At 71.5% G+C, this 15,998-nt stretch carries 11 protein-coding genes; 6 read left to right on the top strand and 5 right to left on the bottom strand.

The window, feature by feature from the left end; genetic code table 11:
- Positions 1 to 205 precede the first annotated feature (205 nt).
- Positions 206 to 685 carry a potassium channel family protein gene (locus tag ACFW6B_RS30565; RefSeq protein ID WP_386601011.1) on the top strand — a complete coding sequence of 160 codons (480 nt, stop codon included), beginning with the start codon at positions 206 to 208 and terminating at the stop codon, positions 683 to 685.
- 30 nt (positions 686 to 715) lie between these two features.
- Here ACFW6B_RS30565 and ACFW6B_RS30560 read toward each other — a convergent pair whose 3' ends face one another.
- From ACFW6B_RS30560 to ACFW6B_RS30545, 4 genes are all read right to left on the bottom strand, one after another.
- A complete protein-coding gene (locus ACFW6B_RS30560) occupies positions 716 to 1,042 on the bottom strand; it encodes a carboxymuconolactone decarboxylase (RefSeq protein WP_386601010.1) in 327 nt (108 codons plus the stop codon).
- Between the two features lie 358 nt (positions 1,043 to 1,400).
- Complete coding sequence (locus tag ACFW6B_RS30555) at positions 1,401 to 3,788, bottom strand: ATP-binding cassette domain-containing protein (RefSeq protein ID WP_386601008.1); 2,388 nt, start codon at positions 3,786 to 3,788, stop codon at positions 1,401 to 1,403.
- A 229-nt stretch (positions 3,789 to 4,017) separates the two neighbouring features.
- A complete protein-coding gene (locus tag ACFW6B_RS30550) occupies positions 4,018 to 4,929 on the bottom strand; it encodes a GlxA family transcriptional regulator (RefSeq protein WP_386601006.1) in 912 nt (303 codons plus the stop codon).
- Between the two features lie 10 nt (positions 4,930 to 4,939).
- Complete coding sequence (locus tag ACFW6B_RS30545) at positions 4,940 to 5,539, bottom strand: cysteine hydrolase family protein (RefSeq protein WP_386601004.1); 600 nt, start codon at positions 5,537 to 5,539, stop codon at positions 4,940 to 4,942.
- Positions 5,540 to 6,088: 549 nt separating this feature from the next.
- Here ACFW6B_RS30545 and ACFW6B_RS30540 point away from each other — a divergent pair.
- The 5 genes from ACFW6B_RS30540 to ACFW6B_RS30520 all read left to right on the top strand — a co-directional run bounded on the left by ACFW6B_RS30540 (position 6,089) and on the right by ACFW6B_RS30520 (position 13,226).
- Positions 6,089 to 6,541: a phospholipase gene (locus ACFW6B_RS30540; protein WP_386601002.1), complete on the top strand. Its 453-nt coding sequence runs from the start codon at positions 6,089 to 6,091 to the stop codon at positions 6,539 to 6,541.
- A gap of 544 nt (positions 6,542 to 7,085) precedes the next feature.
- Entirely contained in the window at positions 7,086 to 7,595 is a 510-nt protein-coding gene (locus ACFW6B_RS30535) for a three-helix bundle dimerization domain-containing protein (RefSeq protein ID WP_386601000.1), read from the top strand.
- A 41-nt stretch (positions 7,596 to 7,636) separates the two neighbouring features.
- Entirely contained in the window at positions 7,637 to 8,674 is a 1,038-nt protein-coding gene (locus ACFW6B_RS30530) for a polyphosphate kinase 2 family protein (RefSeq protein WP_386600998.1), read from the top strand.
- Positions 8,675 to 8,737: 63 nt separating this feature from the next.
- Complete coding sequence (locus ACFW6B_RS30525; RefSeq protein ID WP_386601069.1) at positions 8,738 to 11,455, top strand: cation-translocating P-type ATPase; 2,718 nt, start codon at positions 8,738 to 8,740, stop codon at positions 11,453 to 11,455.
- 52 nt (positions 11,456 to 11,507) lie between these two features.
- The gene (locus ACFW6B_RS30520) at positions 11,508 to 13,226 is read left to right on the top strand and encodes a SulP family inorganic anion transporter (protein ID WP_386600996.1); all 1,719 of its coding nucleotides are present in this window, start codon (positions 11,508 to 11,510) and stop codon (positions 13,224 to 13,226) included.
- A gap of 31 nt (positions 13,227 to 13,257) precedes the next feature.
- On the opposite strand, the gene ACFW6B_RS30515 is transcribed toward ACFW6B_RS30520, so the two are convergent.
- Positions 13,258 to 15,750, bottom strand: coding sequence for a SpoIIE family protein phosphatase (locus ACFW6B_RS30515; protein ID WP_386600994.1), 2,493 nt, complete (start codon positions 15,748 to 15,750; stop codon positions 13,258 to 13,260).
- Positions 15,751 to 15,998 lie beyond the last annotated feature (248 nt).

Genomic DNA, 15,998 nt, shown 5'->3' with positions numbered 1-15,998 from the left:
GAGGACACCGCCATCCCGGTGACCACGTGGTGCGCCTGCCGCCGGGCACCCGTGGCACCGGGAAGGTTGGATCCGCGGGCCGACGGGGCCGCACGGTCACGGCAGCGGGTATCGGGGCGGAGCGGTGGACAGGAATTCGAGGAGAACGAGTCGTCGGCCGGCGGTCCGCGCCAGCCTGCGGTCACTTCTGACCTCGGCCGTCCTCGTGACCCTCTACTACCTGCTCCCGCTCGACAGGGCCTTCACCCCGGCCACAGTGCTCACCCTCGTCGGCGGCATCGCGGCGGTGGCGCTGCTCCTGGCCTGGCAGATCCGCGAGATCACCCGGGACCGGCGGCCCGAACTGCGCGCCATGGAGGCACTGGCGACCAGCGCCCCGCTGTACATGCTCCTGTTCGCGACGACGTACTACGTGATGGAGCGCAGCGCGGCGGGCAGCTTCAGCGAGACGCTGTCGCGGACCGACGCCCTGTACTTCACGGTGACGGTCTTCAGCACCGTCGGCTTCGGGGACATCGCTCCACGCTCCGAGACGGCCCGCGTGCTGGTCACGGGGCAGATGGCGGTGAACGTCCTGCTGATCGGTGTGGCCGCCCGGCTCCTCGTGTCGGCGGTGCAGCGGGGCAGACTCCAGCAGAACCCGCCGGATCCGGGGGCGGACGAACGCCCCCGGCCCGAGGGGTGACGCGGGGCCGCGTCCCGGGCGCCCGCGCGCCTATCCTTCGGCTTCGATCTCCGCCTCGGCCACCGCGATCGCCATGCCGAACGCCCTGGCGATGTTGCCGGCCGCCGTCATGACACGGGCCGTACCCACGATGGGCGCGATGGCCACGAGGACGTCCTGCACCTGAGCCATGGTCAGATCGGCCTTGATGGCGGGGTCGATGTGCGCGAGGTAGGAGATGGGAGGTGCGTCCGAGGCCGCGAGCGCCGCGATACGCGTGAGGAGAAGCTGGTCCGTGGGCAGTTCGCACCGCTCGACCGAGTCGACGGTCATGGCGGCGATGGTGTCGAGGACAGGGGTGTCGGATGCTGTGGTCATGGTGGCCGGCCTCCTGATGCGGTGACGGCGCGCCGGGGACGTCGTCTCCGCGGGCGCCACGCTGTGCGTCAACCGTAGGTGCGAATCGGGCGGGACGCGCGCGGAGCCGCCCGGACCGTCGGCGCCCGCGGCACCGGGCCGGCGCCCGTCCCCGCCACCGAACCCCGGCCGGACGAAGCGCCACGCCGCGTCGGCCAGATGCTGTTCGGATCCGGCACGCCTCGGCACAGCCCCTGCGTGGCGACCGCGGCGGGAGACACAGAGGCGGGTCCCGGCCTCCGTCCGCACCGGCCGCCCGGGGCGGGGGGGGGGCACCGGCCGCGGCCGGTGCCCGCCCCTCGCGTCGGCAGGGTCCCGGTCAGGCGCCCACGTACTCCGCCAGGTGTTCGCCGGTGAGGGTGGAGCGGGCGGCGACGAGGTCGGCCGGGGTGCCCTCGAACACGAGCCGGCCGCCGTCGTGGCCGGCCCCGGGGCCGAGGTCGATGATCCAGTCGGCGTGTGCCATGACCGCCTGGTGGTGCTCGACGACGATGACCGACTTGCCGGAGTCGACGAGCCGGTCGAGCAGTCCGAGCAGCTGCTCCACGTCGGCCAGGTGCAGACCGGTGGTCGGCTCGTCGAGGACGTACACGCCGCCCTTGTCGGCCATGTGCGTGGCGAGCTTGAGCCGCTGCCGCTCGCCGCCGGAGAGCGTGGTGAGCGGCTGTCCGAGGGTGAGGTAGCCGAGGCCGACGTCGGCGAGCCGCGCGAGGATGCGCTGCGCGGCGGGCGTGTGCGCCTCGCCGGCGCCGAAGAACTCCACGGCCTCGTCCACCGACATCGCGAGGACCTCGCTGATGTCGCGGCCGCCGAGGTGGTACTCCAGGACCGAGGCGTCGAACCGCTTGCCCTCGCAGTCCTCGCAGGTGGTGGCCACACCGGCCATCATGGCCAGGTCGGTGTAGATGACCCCGGCGCCGTTGCAGGCGGGGCAGGCGCCCTCGGAGTTGGCGCTGAACAGCGCCGGCTTCACGTCGTTGGCCTTCGCGAAGGCCTTGCGGATCGGGTCCAGCAGACCGGTGTACGTCGCCGGGTTGCTGCGCCGCGAGCCGCGGATCGGGGCCTGGTCGACCGAGACCACGCCCTCCTCGGCCGGGATCGACCCGTGCACCAGCGAGCTCTTGCCGGAGCCCGCGACACCGGTGACGACGACGAGCACCCCGAGCGGGATGTCGACGTCCACGTCACGCAGGTTGTTCGCCGACGCGCCGCGGATCTCCAGCGCCCCGGTGGGCTCGCGCGGTGTCTCCTTGACCTTGGCCCGGTCGTCGAAGTGGCGGCCGGTGACGGTGCCGCCCTTCCGCAGTTCCTCGACCGTGCCCTCGAAGCAGACGGTGCCGCCGCCCGTGCCGGCGCCGGGGCCGAGGTCGACGACGTGGTCGGCGATCACGATCGTCTCCGGCTTGTGCTCCACGACGAGCACGGTGTTCCCCTTGTCCCGCAGCCTCAGCAGGAGGTCGTTCATCCGCCGGATGTCATGGGGGTGCAGACCGGCCGTGGGCTCGTCGAAGACGTAGGTGACGTCGGTGAGCGAGGAGCCGAGGTGGCGGATCATCTTGACGCGCTGTGCCTCGCCGCCGGACAGCGTGCCCGCGGGGCGGTCCAGGGCGAGGTAGCCGAGGCCGATCTCGACGAACGAGTCGAGGGTCTGCCGGAGCGCGGAGAGCAGGGGGGCGACCGAGGGCTCGTCGAGGCCGCGGACCCATTCGGCGAGGTCGCTGATCTGCATCGAGCAGGCGTCGGCGATGCTGATCCGCCCGATCTTCGACGCACGGGCCCCCTCGCTGAGCCGGGTGCCCTCGCACTCGGGACAGGCGGTGAAGGCCACGGCCCGGTCCACGAACGCCCGGATGTGCGGCTGCATCGCCTCCTTGTCCTTGGAGAGCATCGACTTCTGGATCCGCGGGACGAGCCCTTCGTACGTCATGTTGATGCCCGCGATCTTCATGCGGGTCGGCTCGTGGTGGAGGAAGTCGTGGAGCTCCTTCTTCGTGTACTTACTGATCGGCTTGGCCGGGTCGACGAAGCCCGACTCCTTGTAGAGCCGCATGTTCCATCCGTCCGCGCCGTAGCCGGGGATGGTGATCGCGCCGTCGTCGAGCGACTTGGAGTCGTCGTAGAGCTGGGTGAGGTCGATGTCGGACACCGTGCCCCGGCCCTCGCAGCGCGGGCACATGCCGCCGGTGCGGTTGAAGGTCGCCTTCACCGTCTTCTTGTCCCCGCGCTCCACGGTGATGGCGCCGCTCGCGCTGACCGAGGGGACGTTGAACGCGTACGCGCTGGGCGGGCCGATGTGCGGCTCGCCGAGCCTGCTGAACAGGATGCGCAGCATCGCGTTGGTGTCGGTGGCGGTACCGACCGTGGACCGCGGGTCGGCGCCCATCCGCTGCTGGTCGACGATGATCGCCGTGGTGAGACCTTCGAGGACGTCGACCTCGGGCCGCGCGAGCGTGGGCATGAAACCCTGCACGAAGCTGCTGTAGGTCTCGTTGATCAGCCGCTGCGACTCGGCGGCGATCGTGTCGAACACCAGGGAGCTCTTGCCTGAGCCGGACACACCGGTGAACACCGTCAGCCGGCGCTTCGGGATCTCGATGCTGACGTCCTTGAGGTTGTTCTCGCGCGCGCCGAGCACGCGGATCAGATCGTGGCTGTCGGCGCTGTGCGGCGCGAACGGCCCCGGGTCCGTCCTCGTGTCCTTGCTCATCGTGTCTCCATCTGTCGGGCGGGGCCGCCTCCGCGGCCCCGCCGGCATCGCCTGCCTCGATCCAACCAGCTTCGCGCGGGACGACGGCGTCCTTTCGCCACGCTAGAGGAGGCACCGCCACCGGGGCTTCTCGAATCCTGACCGGTCCGGATCACCGGCCGTCGGGTCATCGGCCGTCCAGGCATCGGCGGTCCGGCGCGGCGGTCCAAAGATCCTGGGCCGGCGCGGTTCAGGTCGCGCGGGCCCGCAGGCGGCGCAGCATGCGGGCGTCCTCGAAGCCCACGGCGCGGGCCGCAGCGTCCACGGTGACGCCGTGGCTGATGAGGTGCTCGGCGCGCTCCAGCCGCAGGGCCTGCTGATAACGCAGCGGTGTGAGGCCCTGGGTCGCGCGGCTGAAGAGCCGGGTGAGGGTGCGTTCGCTGACGCCCACGGCCGCGGCCAGTTCCGGCAGGGGCACGGGCCGGTCGAAGCGGGCGTCCAGCAGGTCCTGGGCGCGGTGCACGGTGTCGTCCAGGTGGGACCGGTGCCGCAGCATCGCGCTGGCCTGGGGCTCGTGGCCGTTGCGCCGGGCGTAGACCACCATGTCCCGGGCCACCTGCGCGCCCACCGCCGGGCCGTGCCGGGTGGCGACCAGGTGCAGGGCGAGGTCGATCCCGCTGGCGATGCCCGCCGACGTGACGACCCGGTCGTCCTCCGTGTACAGGACGTCGCGGACCACGGACGCCCGGGGGTGGCGGCGGGCGAGTTCGTCCTGGACGTCGTGGTGGGTGGTGCACCGGCGCCCGTCGAGCAGTCCGGCCCGGCCGAGCGCGTCGGCGCCCGCGCAGACACTGGCGACGGTGCCGCCCCGCGCGTGGTGCTCCCGGAGGACCCGCAGGGTCGCCTCGCCGATGACGGGGCCGTCGCCGAGGGTGGACGCGCGCCAGCCCGGCACGACGATCAGGTCCTCGGGGCCGAGCTCGGGCCAGTCGAGCCCGGTCACCATCGGCAGCCCCTGGGCGGTGACGGTCTCCGGCTGCTCTGCGACGTAGCCGAGGGTGTACGGGTGCCCGAAGCCGGCGGCGGTGGAGAAGACCTGCGCGGGGCCGGCCAGATCCAGCAGATGGACTCCGGGCACCAGGAAGAAGACGATGTGGCTCACGATCCGGTCATCATGCCCGAGACGCGGCGGCCGCCTCCAGCTCGTCGACCGTGGCGATGGTGGCGAAGCGTCCGGCCAGGGCGTACTCGGTGCGCCTGATGATCTCGTCGGCGCCGAGGGTGCGGGGGTCCGCCAGCAGTTCCGCCGTGCTCTGCCCGGCGGGGGCGTCCCGGTGCGGGACGGGGTTGGTGGCGGTGGCGTCGGTGACGAAGGTGACCCGGTAGCCGAGGTCACTGGCGAGGCGGGTGGTGGTCTCCACGCACTGCTCGGTCCGGATGCCGCAGACCGTGAGCTCGCGGACACCGCGTTCCGTGAGGAGTTGCTGCAGGTTGGTGGTGGTGAAGGCGTTGTGCGAGGTCTTGTGGACCAGCGGCTCGCCGTCCTCGCGCCGGAGCTCGTCCATCAGCCGGACGTGGCCGAGGGCGGGGTCGAAGACCCCGCCGCTGCCGGGATCGGAGTGCAGCACCCACACCACCGTGTCGCCGGCCCTGCGGGCGAGCCGGACGAGCCGGTCCACCTGGTGGGTGATCTTCGGGTTGGAGATGGTCTCCCACAGGGGGTGGGCGCGGAAGGATTCCTGGACGTCGATGACGATCAGTGCTCGGGTCATGTCCCCACTCTGACCGGCGCACGGGAGACGGGGACAGACCTCATCGGGTCCGGGTGCGGACCGATCCGGTCACGCCCGGAGTGCCGGACACATGTACACGGGGCGCCGCACCCACGCACATGCCACACACGTGCACACCACACACATGCGTATGCCACACATGCATGCGCCACACGTGCATGTGCCACACATGCACACCGCACCCATATACATGCCGCACCCATGCACATGGAGACAGGCATGCACGCGGGGACAGACATGAACACACGAGGGCATGGGCCGAGGACATGGGCCGAGGGCGCACCGTCGAGACCGGAGCGGACGGGGGGCGGGGCCAATGGGATCCGACCGGGACAGCCATGACCCGAAGTAACACATCCAGCCATAGTCGGCCATGGCGGTCGCAGGCATGAAACATGTACCCCCAACTCCCTCAAGTTAATTGATTGTTGGGGTCCAAGCACTAGTCAAGAAGGGCCTCGATGCAGATCATTCGTGTCATGAACCTGCAGCCCGATGGGCGGGTCGCAGCCTCATGGAGGTGTTGGGATGCACCGAAAACTCGCCACCGGCCTCGCTGCCTCGGCCATGGCCCTCGTGGCCGTCACGGCGACCGCTACAGCCGCTAGCGCCGCCCCGGCGGACAAGCCTCAAGTCTTGTCCAGCTGGACCCAGACCAGCGCGTCGAGCTACAACGCCTGGGTAGCCGCACGCGCCAACCAGTCGGCCTGGTCGGCGTACGCCTTCGACTGGTCCACCGATTACTGTTCCACGTCGCCGGACAACCCGTTCGGCTTCCCCTTCGCCACCTCATGTGCCCGCCACGACTTCGGCTATCGCAACTACAAGGCCGCCGGCGCCTTCGATGCCAACAAGTCCCGTCTCGACAGCGCCTTCTACGAAGACCTCAAGCGGGTCTGCGCCGCGTACAGCGGCGCCACGAAGACCAGTTGCAACAGCACGGCCTGGACCTACTACCAGGCGGTCAAGGCCCTCGGCTGACGCCCGGCCGACATACGGGAAAACACCGCGCGCGTGCGAGCAGTCGATGACATGTGTCCGCCCGCACCCGGATGCGGACCGAGCCGATTGCCTTCCACCTGAGCCTTGCTGACGGACCGCCGGTTCTCCGGACCGTCAGGGTGGTCGGCGCCCGCCCGGTTCCCGAAGTACCCCCGCCACCCGCCCCGCCGTCATCCGTCATGCCCTCCTCCCGTGGCGTCCACCGGACTCCTCGTCCTCATGGTGCCCACCGGACCCCTCGTTCCCGTGGTGCCCACCGGCCCCTCGGGGAGGGAGGAAGCCTCATGACGGCGCGGCGCGGGCCGGGTGGCGGGGGCCGTCGCGCATGCGAGCGACGACCACCCACCGCCGGCGCCCGGTGAGGACGGATCTCCCGTGAGGCGGTTTCGACCGGGCGGACCCAGAATGAGTGGGACGGCCTCGTAACCGGCCGTCGAGCCGTCTCGGGGCAGCCGGATCGCGACCGTTGGCCTTGCGGTCTGCCCTTGGGCTCGGGGACTGCGAGCGCACGGGTGGTCGAACGATGAAGAGGGACGAGCCGGAGGCGACGGCCGACGAGGGCAGCGCGTCACGGGGGGCCGGTCGTGCGCCCGCCGGTATCACTCCGCCCACCGGCGCCGCCGCGGCGGCGGACCCGGCTGCTCCCGGGGGTGTCCGCCACGACGAGGAAACCGCCCTGCGCCACATGACCGCGCGACTGAAGGCCGCGTACCCCTCGGTCGACCCGTCCGTCGTGGACCAGGTGGTCGCGAGAGCCCGCGGCCCCTTCCGGCAGGCGAAGGTCAGGACGTACGTCCCCATCCTGGTCGAGCGCCGGGTCCGCGCGCTGCTCGCCGGTCTGACCGAGGCGACCGCCCCCGAACTCACGGCCTTCGGTGACGCGGGTGGCGGGGGCCCGAAGACGGCGGGGCCCGCGGAGCGGTCCGCCGAGAGCCCCCGGCGCTCTCCCCTGCCGGGCCGGTGGGCGTCCGCCAGGCTGCGGCCCGCGCCCACGCCCGTGGCCGATCTGGGCGGTGCCGGTGAGGGTCCGTGACCGCGCGGTGCTCACCGTGACAGGAGAAGAGGCGGGCCGTCATGACGGATGACAGGGCCGAACGCGTCGCGAGGTTCATCGAGCCGCTGCGGGTCGAACCGGGGTCACGGGTGGACCTGGGCGAGGACTTCGACCCCCGGTACAAGGCCGGGCTGAAGAAGAAGCAGGCGGTCGAGGTGCTGCGCACGGGCGTGTCGCTGCTGGCCGAGTACCAGGAACGGCTGGCGGCCCAGGACACGTACGGCGTACTGCTGTGTCTCCAGGCGCTCGACGCCGGGGGCAAGGACGGCACGATCCGGCACGTCATGAGCGGGGTGAACCCGCAGGGCGTGAAGGTCAGCAGCTTCAAGCAGCCCTCCGCCGAGGAACTCGACCACGACTACCTGTGGCGCTACGCCGCCCGGCTGCCCGCACGCGGCGACATCGCGATCTTCAACCGCTCGCACTACGAGGAGGTGCTCGTCGTCCGGGTGCACCCTGAGGTCCTCGACCGGCAGCGGCTGCCCGCGGACGTGCGCGGCCCGGACATCTGGGACCGCCGCTACCGGGCGGTCAACGACTGGGAGCGCTATCTGACGGACAACGGGTTCAAGGTCGTGAAGGTCTTCCTGAACCTGTCCAAGGAGGAGCAGCGCACCCGGTTCATGAAGCGGCTCGACCTGCCGGAGCGGAACTGGAAGTTCTCCGCCGCCGACGTCCGGGAGCGCCGCCGGTGGGACGAGTACCAGCACGCGTTCTCCGAGATGCTCACCCACACCAGTACGCCGTGGGCGCCCTGGTACGTCGTCCCGGCGGACCGGAAGTGGTTCGCCCGCATCGCCACGGCGGCGGTCCTGGTCCACACGCTCATGGACATCGATCCGGCCTACCCCGTGGTCGGCAAGGAGGCGCGCAAGGATCTCCGGGCCGCGAGGCGGGAACTGGAGGCCGACGCTCCCGAGGGGGCGCCGGCCGATCCGTACGCGGCCCGTCATCCGATTCCCGAAGCGGGCGGGGGACGGCGGCACGACGGCCGGAAGGCGAAGGGGCGTCAGGCACCCGGCTCGGCCTCGCGCGCCGGGAAGCGCAAGCGGAAGTAGCCCACTGAGGTCCCCCGGGACACGGACGGCAGACCGGATCCAGATCGGAGAGCTGAGATGGCGATGCAGTCGAGCGGGCCGAAGGCTCCGGAGCGCGCCGCTCCGGAGCTCTGGTACGCGCGTGATCCCGAGGACGTGGCGTCGGCCTTCGGTGTCGACCCCGCCTCCGGACTCACCTCGGCCCGGGTCGCCGAACTGCTGGCCGCGAACGGGCCCAACGCGCTGCCGGAGGAGAAGCCGAAGCCGGCGTGGCGGCGGTTCGCCGAGCAGTACCGCAGCTACATGCAGATCGTCCTCGTGGTGGCGGCCGTCGTCTCGCTGGCGATCGCCGAGTGGAGCACCGCGATCCTGCTCGTCCTGCTGACCCTGCTGAACGCCGTCGTGGGACTGCGGCAGGAGGGAAAGGCCGAGAGCGCGATGAACGCGCTCCAGTCCATGCTCACGGCGACGGCCCGGGTCAGGCGTGACGGGAACGAGTCGGAGATCCCGGCGGAGCAGGTGGTCGTCGGCGATGTCCTGCACATCTCAGCCGGGGACCAGGTTCCGGCGGACGGCCGGATCATCGAGGCCCACGCGCTGCAGATCGACGAGTCGGCGCTCACCGGGGAGAGCGTCCCCGCCTCGAAGGACGCCGTGACCCTGCCGAAGGTCGTGCTGGGACCGGGCGACCAGTCGAACATGGCGTTCATGCACACCCCGGTCACCCACGGCAGCGGTCTCGTGGTCGTCACCGGCACGGGCGAGGGCACCGAGCTGGGGAAGATCTCGGAGATGCTGTCGGCGACCGAGAAGGAGGAGGCGCCCCTCACCAAGGAACTCGACACGCTGACGCTGTGGATCACCGCCGCCGCGGGCCTGACCATGATCGTGATGTTCGCGCTGGGCCGCAGCCGCGACCAGGCGTGGGACGCCCTGTTCGTCAGCGCGGTCTCGCTGGCCATCGCCGCCATTCCCGAGGCCCTGCCCACCGTGACCCAGGCGATCCTGTCCGTGGGCAGCCTCAATCTGGCGAAGCGCAACGCGATCGTGAAGGAGCTGCCGTCCGTCGAGACCCTGGCGTTCACGTCGGCGATCAACTCGGACAAGACCGGCACCCTGACCATGAACCAGATGACGGCGGTGGAGGTGGTGACGCCCGCCGACCGCTACACCGTCTCCGGCACGGGCTACGGCCTCGAGGGGAGGATCCACCACGCGGCGGGCTCCTCGGCGAGCATCGAGGAGGCGATCCTCCCGTACCTCGTGGCGAACGACGGCAAGCTGGTGGACGGCGAGGTCGTGGGCGATCCCACCGAGGGCGCGTTCCTGGTGCTGGCCCACAAGGCGGGGCTGGACATCGAGGCCACCCGGGAGCGGCTGCCCCGGCTCGCCACCCTGCCCTTCGACCCCGGTTACAAGCTGATGGCCACCTTCAACTCCACGGTCGACGACACCGGCCGTCCCGTGGTGCGCTGCTTCGTCAAGGGCGCGGCCCCGGCGGTGCAGGCCCGCGCGACGACCGCGCTGTCGGGCGACGCGACGATCCCGTGGGACGAGGAGCTCCGGCGGCGCGCCGACGAGCAGGGCGAGCGCATGGGCGGGGAGGGACGCCGGGTGATGGCGGCGGCCACCCGGGACCTGGACCCGGCCGACTTCGACCCGGCCGGCGACCTGCTCGGTTACGTCAACGGGCTGCGGATGACGAGCCTGGTCGGGATGGTCGACCCGCCGCGCGAGGAGTCCAGGCAGGCCGTGGCCAGCGCCCAGGCGGCGCACATCAGGGTCCGCATGGTGACCGGCGACGACGTCACCACGGGCGCCGCCATCGCCCGGCAGCTCGGGATCCCGGGCGAGGCCGTCCTCGGCGCCGACTTCGCCGCGCTGCCGGAGAGCGAGCGGCTCGCCCGCATCGACGGCATCGGCGTGGTCGGCCGGGTCGCCCCCGAGCACAAGGTGATGCTCGCGGACACGCTCAAGAAGAAGGGCGCCGTCGTCGCGATGACCGGCGACGGGGTCAACGACGCCCCCGCCATCAAGGCCGCCGACATCGGCATCGCCATGGGCAGCGGCACGGACGTGGCGAAGAACGCGGCGCGGATGATCCTGTCCGACGACAACTTCACGACGATCGTGTACGCGGTGGAGCAGGGCCGCAAGCTCTACGACAACCTCACCAAGTACATCCGTTTCGTGCTCCTGTTGCTGGTCACGTTCGTCCTGACCTTCCTCGGTGCGACGATCTTCAACATCGCGGCCGGTGAGCCCTTCACCCCGCCGCAGGTGCTGTGGATCCACTTCGTGGTCAACGCCTCGTTCGGCTTCGCGCTCGGCTTCGACCAGGAGAGCGCGGGACTCATGCGGCGCAGGCCGCGGCCTCGGGGAGAGTCGGTGCTGACCCGGCCGGTGATGGTGACCGTCGGTCTCAGCGGTCTGGCGATCACGCTGATCCTGCTCGGGCTGATCAAGCTGGGCGAGTCCCGTTACGACAGTGTCGAGACCGGCAGCTCGATCGCGTTCACCGCGTTCGCGCTCTGTCTGATCGTCGCCGCGTTCGAATGCCGCAGCGAGACGGACTCGGTGTTGGCCCCGAGCACTTTCGACAGCAAGCAGATGAACTGGACGGCGCTCGCGCAGTTCGTCCTCGCGGTCGCGGTGACCCAGATGGACGGGTTCCGCCGCATCCTCGGCACCACCGAGATCGACGCACGGCAGTTCGGCTGGGCCCTGTTGTCCGCCGTGGCTCTTCTGGTCGTGTGGGAGGTGGGTAAGCTCCTGGCCCGCAGGGCGCGGGCCACCGACTGACCACACGGGTCCCCGCCCATGAACCCGTCGGCGCGATCCGAAGGACTGGCCCGTGTCGAAGCAGCACAACATCCCGAGCGGAAAGTGGCGTCCCCCTGTGCCGGCGCTGCCCGGACTCCCCGTGTTCCGGCACTACCGACGGGGCTGGCTGCGCGGGGACCTGCTGGCCGGGGTGACGGTGGCGGCCTATCTGGTGCCGCAGGTGATGGCGTACGCCAGTGTCGCCGGGCTGCCGCCGGTCGTGGGTCTGTGGGCGATCCTGCCCGCCATCGTGCTGTACGCCCTCCTGGGCTCGTCCCGGCTCCTGTCGGTGGGGCCCGAGTCGACGACGGCGCTGATGACCGCGACGGTCGTGGGACCGCTCGCCGGCGGTGATCCGCAGCGGTACGCGGTGCTGGCCTCGGCCCTCGCCGTGGCCGTGGGGCTGATGTGCGTGGTGGCCTGGGCGGCGCGGCTGGGCTTCGTGGCCGATCTGCTCTCGCGGCCCGTGCTGATCGGGTATCTGGCGGGCGTGGCGCTGATCATGATGGTGGATCAGCTCACGAAGCTCACCGGCGTGCCGACGGACGGTGAGGAATTCTTCCCGAAACTGGCCTCCTTCCTCGGGAACCTGGACGAGATCCATCCCGCCACGGTGGCCTTCAGCGCCGTGACACTGGTCGTCCTGTACGTGGCCACGCGTTTGCACTGGCGCGTCCCGGGGCCGCTGCTGGTCCTGGTCGCGGGTACGGCCGTGTCCGCGGCCTTCGACCTCCAGGAGCACGGTCTCGCGGTGATCGGGGAGATCCCCGCCGGGCTGCCCCGCCCGGACTTCCCCCCTCTCGACACCCTGCCCGAGCTGCTGCTGCCGGCGGTCGGCGTCCTGCTCGTGGGGTACACGGACTTCATCCTCACCGCGCGCGCCTTCACGACCGAGGAGGGCGGCGGCGCGATGGACGCGAACCAGGAGCTGCTGGCCCTGGGCGCCGCGAACCTCGGCGCGGGCACCTTCCAGGGGTTCCCGGTGAGCAGCAGCGCCAGCCGTACGGCCCTCGCGCAGTCCACGGGGGCGCGCACCCAGGCGTACGGGCTCACGGCCGGGCTCTCCGTGCTGGCCGTCCTGCTGTTCCTGAGCCCGCTGCTCACCGACACGCCCTCGGCGGTCCTCGGCGCGCTGGTCGTCTACGCCGCGATCCGGATGATCGACCTGGCGGGCTTCCGGCGGCTGGCGTCCTTCCGGCTCCGGGAACTCCTGCTGGCCCTCGGCTGTCTGGTCGGCGTCCTCGCCCTCGACATCCTCTACGGGGTGCTGGTGGCCGTGGGTCTGTCGGTCGCCGAGCTGCTGAGCAGGGTGGCGCGCCCGCACGACGCGGTCCAGGGTCTCGTGCCGGGCCTCGCGGGCATGCACGACGTCGACGACTACCCGGACGCCCGGGTGATCCCCGGTCTGCTGGTCTACCGCTACGACTCCCCGCTGTTCTTCGCCAACGCGGAGGACTTCCGGCGCAGCGCGCTCCTCGCGGTGGACGAACAGGAGGCCCCCGTCAGGTGGTTCGTCCTGAACGCGGAGGCCAATGTCGAGGTGGACATCACCGCCCTGGACTCGCTGGACGAGCTGCGCCGCGAACTCGGGGAGCGGGGCGTCGAGTTCGCGATGGCGCGGGTCAAGCAGGATCTGCGCGACGACCTGGACGCGTACGGACTGAGCACGTCCGTCGGCGAGGACCGGATCTTTCCCACCCTGCCGGCGGCGGTCGCCGCCTACCGTTCCTGGTGCGGCGACCAGGACTGAACCGGGGGCGGGCTCCGGGGGGCCGCGGTCCTCAGGGGATCTCCTGCTCGGCCCAGATGATCTTCCCTTCCGCCGTGTGCCGCGCGCCCCAGCGGTGGGAGAGCTGGGCCACCAGGAACAGGCCCCGGCCGCCCTCGTCCGTGCTCCGGGCGTGTCTGAGCCGGGGGGCGGTGCTGCTGGCGTCGGAGACCTCGCAGGTCAGCCGGGTGTCGTGGAGCAGTCGCAGCCGGATGGGCGGTACGGCATAGCGGATCGCGTTGGTGACGAGCTCGCTCACGATGAGTTCGGTGGTCATGGTCAGTTCCCCGAGTCCCCACGCCTCGACGACGCGGGTGGCACGGGCCCGCGTCTCGGAGACGGCGGCCGGGTCCACCGGCACCTCCCACGAGACGACGTGGTCGTCCCCCAGGGCGTGGGTGCGGGCCAGGAGCAGGGCGATGTCGTCGGCCTGGGGTACGGGCACGAGCTGCCGCACGGCTGCCGAGCACAGCGAGTCGAGGTCGGGGTCCGGCCGGGCGAGCAGCTCTCCGAGCTGGGCCATGCCGAGTTCCATGTCGTAGTGCGCCCCGGCCACGAGGCCGTCGGTGAACATGCCGATCAGGCTGTTCTCGGCGAGCTCGATCTCCCTGCTCTCGAAGGACATCCCGCCGAGCCCGAGCGGGGGCCCCGCGGGCAGTTCCGGGTAGGAGAAGTGCCCGTCGGGGGCGACGAGCACGGGGGGCGGATGTCCTGCCCGGGCCATCGTGCAGCGCCTGGTGACGGGGTCGTAGACGGCGTAGAGGCAGGTCGCCCCGAGGAAGGAGGCGGTGGTGTCGCGATCGGCCTCCGCCTCCGTGGTGCTCCGGCCGGCCCGCTGTTCCTGGGTGCGCTCCTCGCTGAGCCGGAGCACGAGGTCGTCGAGGTGTGCCAGGAGTTCGTCGGGGGGCAGTTCCATGTCCGCGAGGGTCTGCACCGCGGTGCGCAGCCGGCCCATGGTGGCCGCCGCGGTGATGCCGTGGCCGACCACGTCGCCGACGACCAGGCCGACCCGGGCCCCGGACAGCGGGATGACGTCGAACCAGTCGCCGCCGACCCCGCCGCTCGGGTCCGCCGGCTGGTAGGAGGAGGCCACTTCGAGGGCGGTCCCGCCCGACAGCGCGTGGGGCAGCAGACTGCGCTGGAGGGTGACCGCGGCCGTGTGTTCGCGGGTGTAGCGGCGGGCGTTGTCGACGCACAGCGCCGCGCGTGCCACCACCTCGCGTGCCAGCAGGACGTCGTCGGGCTGGAACGAGACCGGGTTGAGCGAGCGCAGGAACGTGGTGAGTCCGAGGGCGGTGTTGCGCGCCCGCATCGGCACGGAGATGAGGGAGTGCAGCCCGTAGCGGCGGATGCTGGCCGCCCTCTCGGGCTCCTCGGTGAGCCACAGGTCGTCGTCAGGGTCGAGGACCTGCATGAGGACCGGCTCGCCGCTGGTGAGCAGGTGCACGTCGTGGGGCGGCGGCAGGAAGTCCGCCCGGTCGCCGATCCGGGCCACGGCCTCCGGGCACCCCTCCCGCACCGAGCTCATGCCCGCGCGCCGCATCATCGGCTTGGCGGGCGCGGGTCCCGCGTCCGACAGCCAGGCTCCGTGGCCCTCGGTGCTGAGGACGGACTCCAGGAGGTCGACGACGACGAAGTCCGCGAACCGCGGGACGGCGAAGTCGGCGATCTCCTGGGCGGTGCGCATGACGTCGAGGGTCCCGCCGATGGTGGTCCCGGCCTCGTTGACCAGTGACAGGATCTGCCGGGCGTTCCAGCGGTCGGTGACGTCCAGGACCATGTAGCAGACGCCGGTGTAGGAGTTGTCGGCGCCGAGCAGCGGGAAGAAGGAGGTCGAATAGGCGTGCCGGCGGTGCGGGTCGGCCCAGCTCCATCCCAGGTACTCGTAGTCGACCATCGGCTCGCCGGTGGCCAGGACCTTGCGCATCAGTCCCTCGATGGTCTCCGCCTGCAGCCCCGGCAGCAGTTCGGTCAGCCGGCGTCCGAGCCGCTGCTCGCGGGGCACACCGCCCAGGTGTTCCAGGGTGTCGTTCATCCAGACGTAGCGCAGTTGCAGGTCGAGCACCGCCATGCCGACCGGTGAGTGGGTCAGGAACCCGTCGAGGAAGGCCGGGCCGACCGTCCACGGCCGTCTGCGGTCCCGGGCCGAGACGAGGAAGCACTCTCTCTCGCCCATGCGGAACGAAGCGGAGACGCGCAGGTCCACGTCGACACGGCGGCCGTCGCGGTGTCTCAGGGGGAGGTGTCCGCTCCAGCCCATCCCGCTGCGGCAGCGATCGGCGACCGCCGCCACCCGCGAGGGGTCCTGGGGCGGCGCGAGGAGCCGGGCGGCCGAGGAGCCGACCGTCTCGGCCGCCGGGTGGCCGAGGAGCGCCTCGGCGGCCCTGGTCCAGCCCATCACCACCCCGTCGCCGTCCACCACCGCCGCCGCGTCGGTGGACGCGTCGAGGGGACCGCCCGGTCCGCCGGACACGGGCGCGCCGGAACCTTCCTGCGCAGAAACCATGAAGCCCTCATCCTCTACACGACCATGTTCCTGCTTGTCCGCCCGATGCGCAGGCCCGGCGGACGATCACCGGCCCGGTACGGCGCCGCCCGGCGGCCCGCATCCGGTCGCGGACCTGACGGCGAAGGCCCCGGAGTGGGCAAGCCCGGGGGCAGGGCGCAGCATGGAAGGGCCGGGGTCGGCCCACAGGCGCGCCCGGCGGCGGCCACGGAGCCCGGCGCACCGCGCCGGCCGGTGGAGGAGGGTCA

Origin of the sequence: Streptomyces sp. NPDC058751 (assembly GCF_042746485.1) — a bacterium.
Classification (GTDB): domain Bacteria; phylum Actinomycetota; class Actinomycetes; order Streptomycetales; family Streptomycetaceae; genus Streptomyces.
Note: the sequence above shows the minus strand (reverse complement) of the source record. Positions and strands in the feature narration are given on the sequence as shown.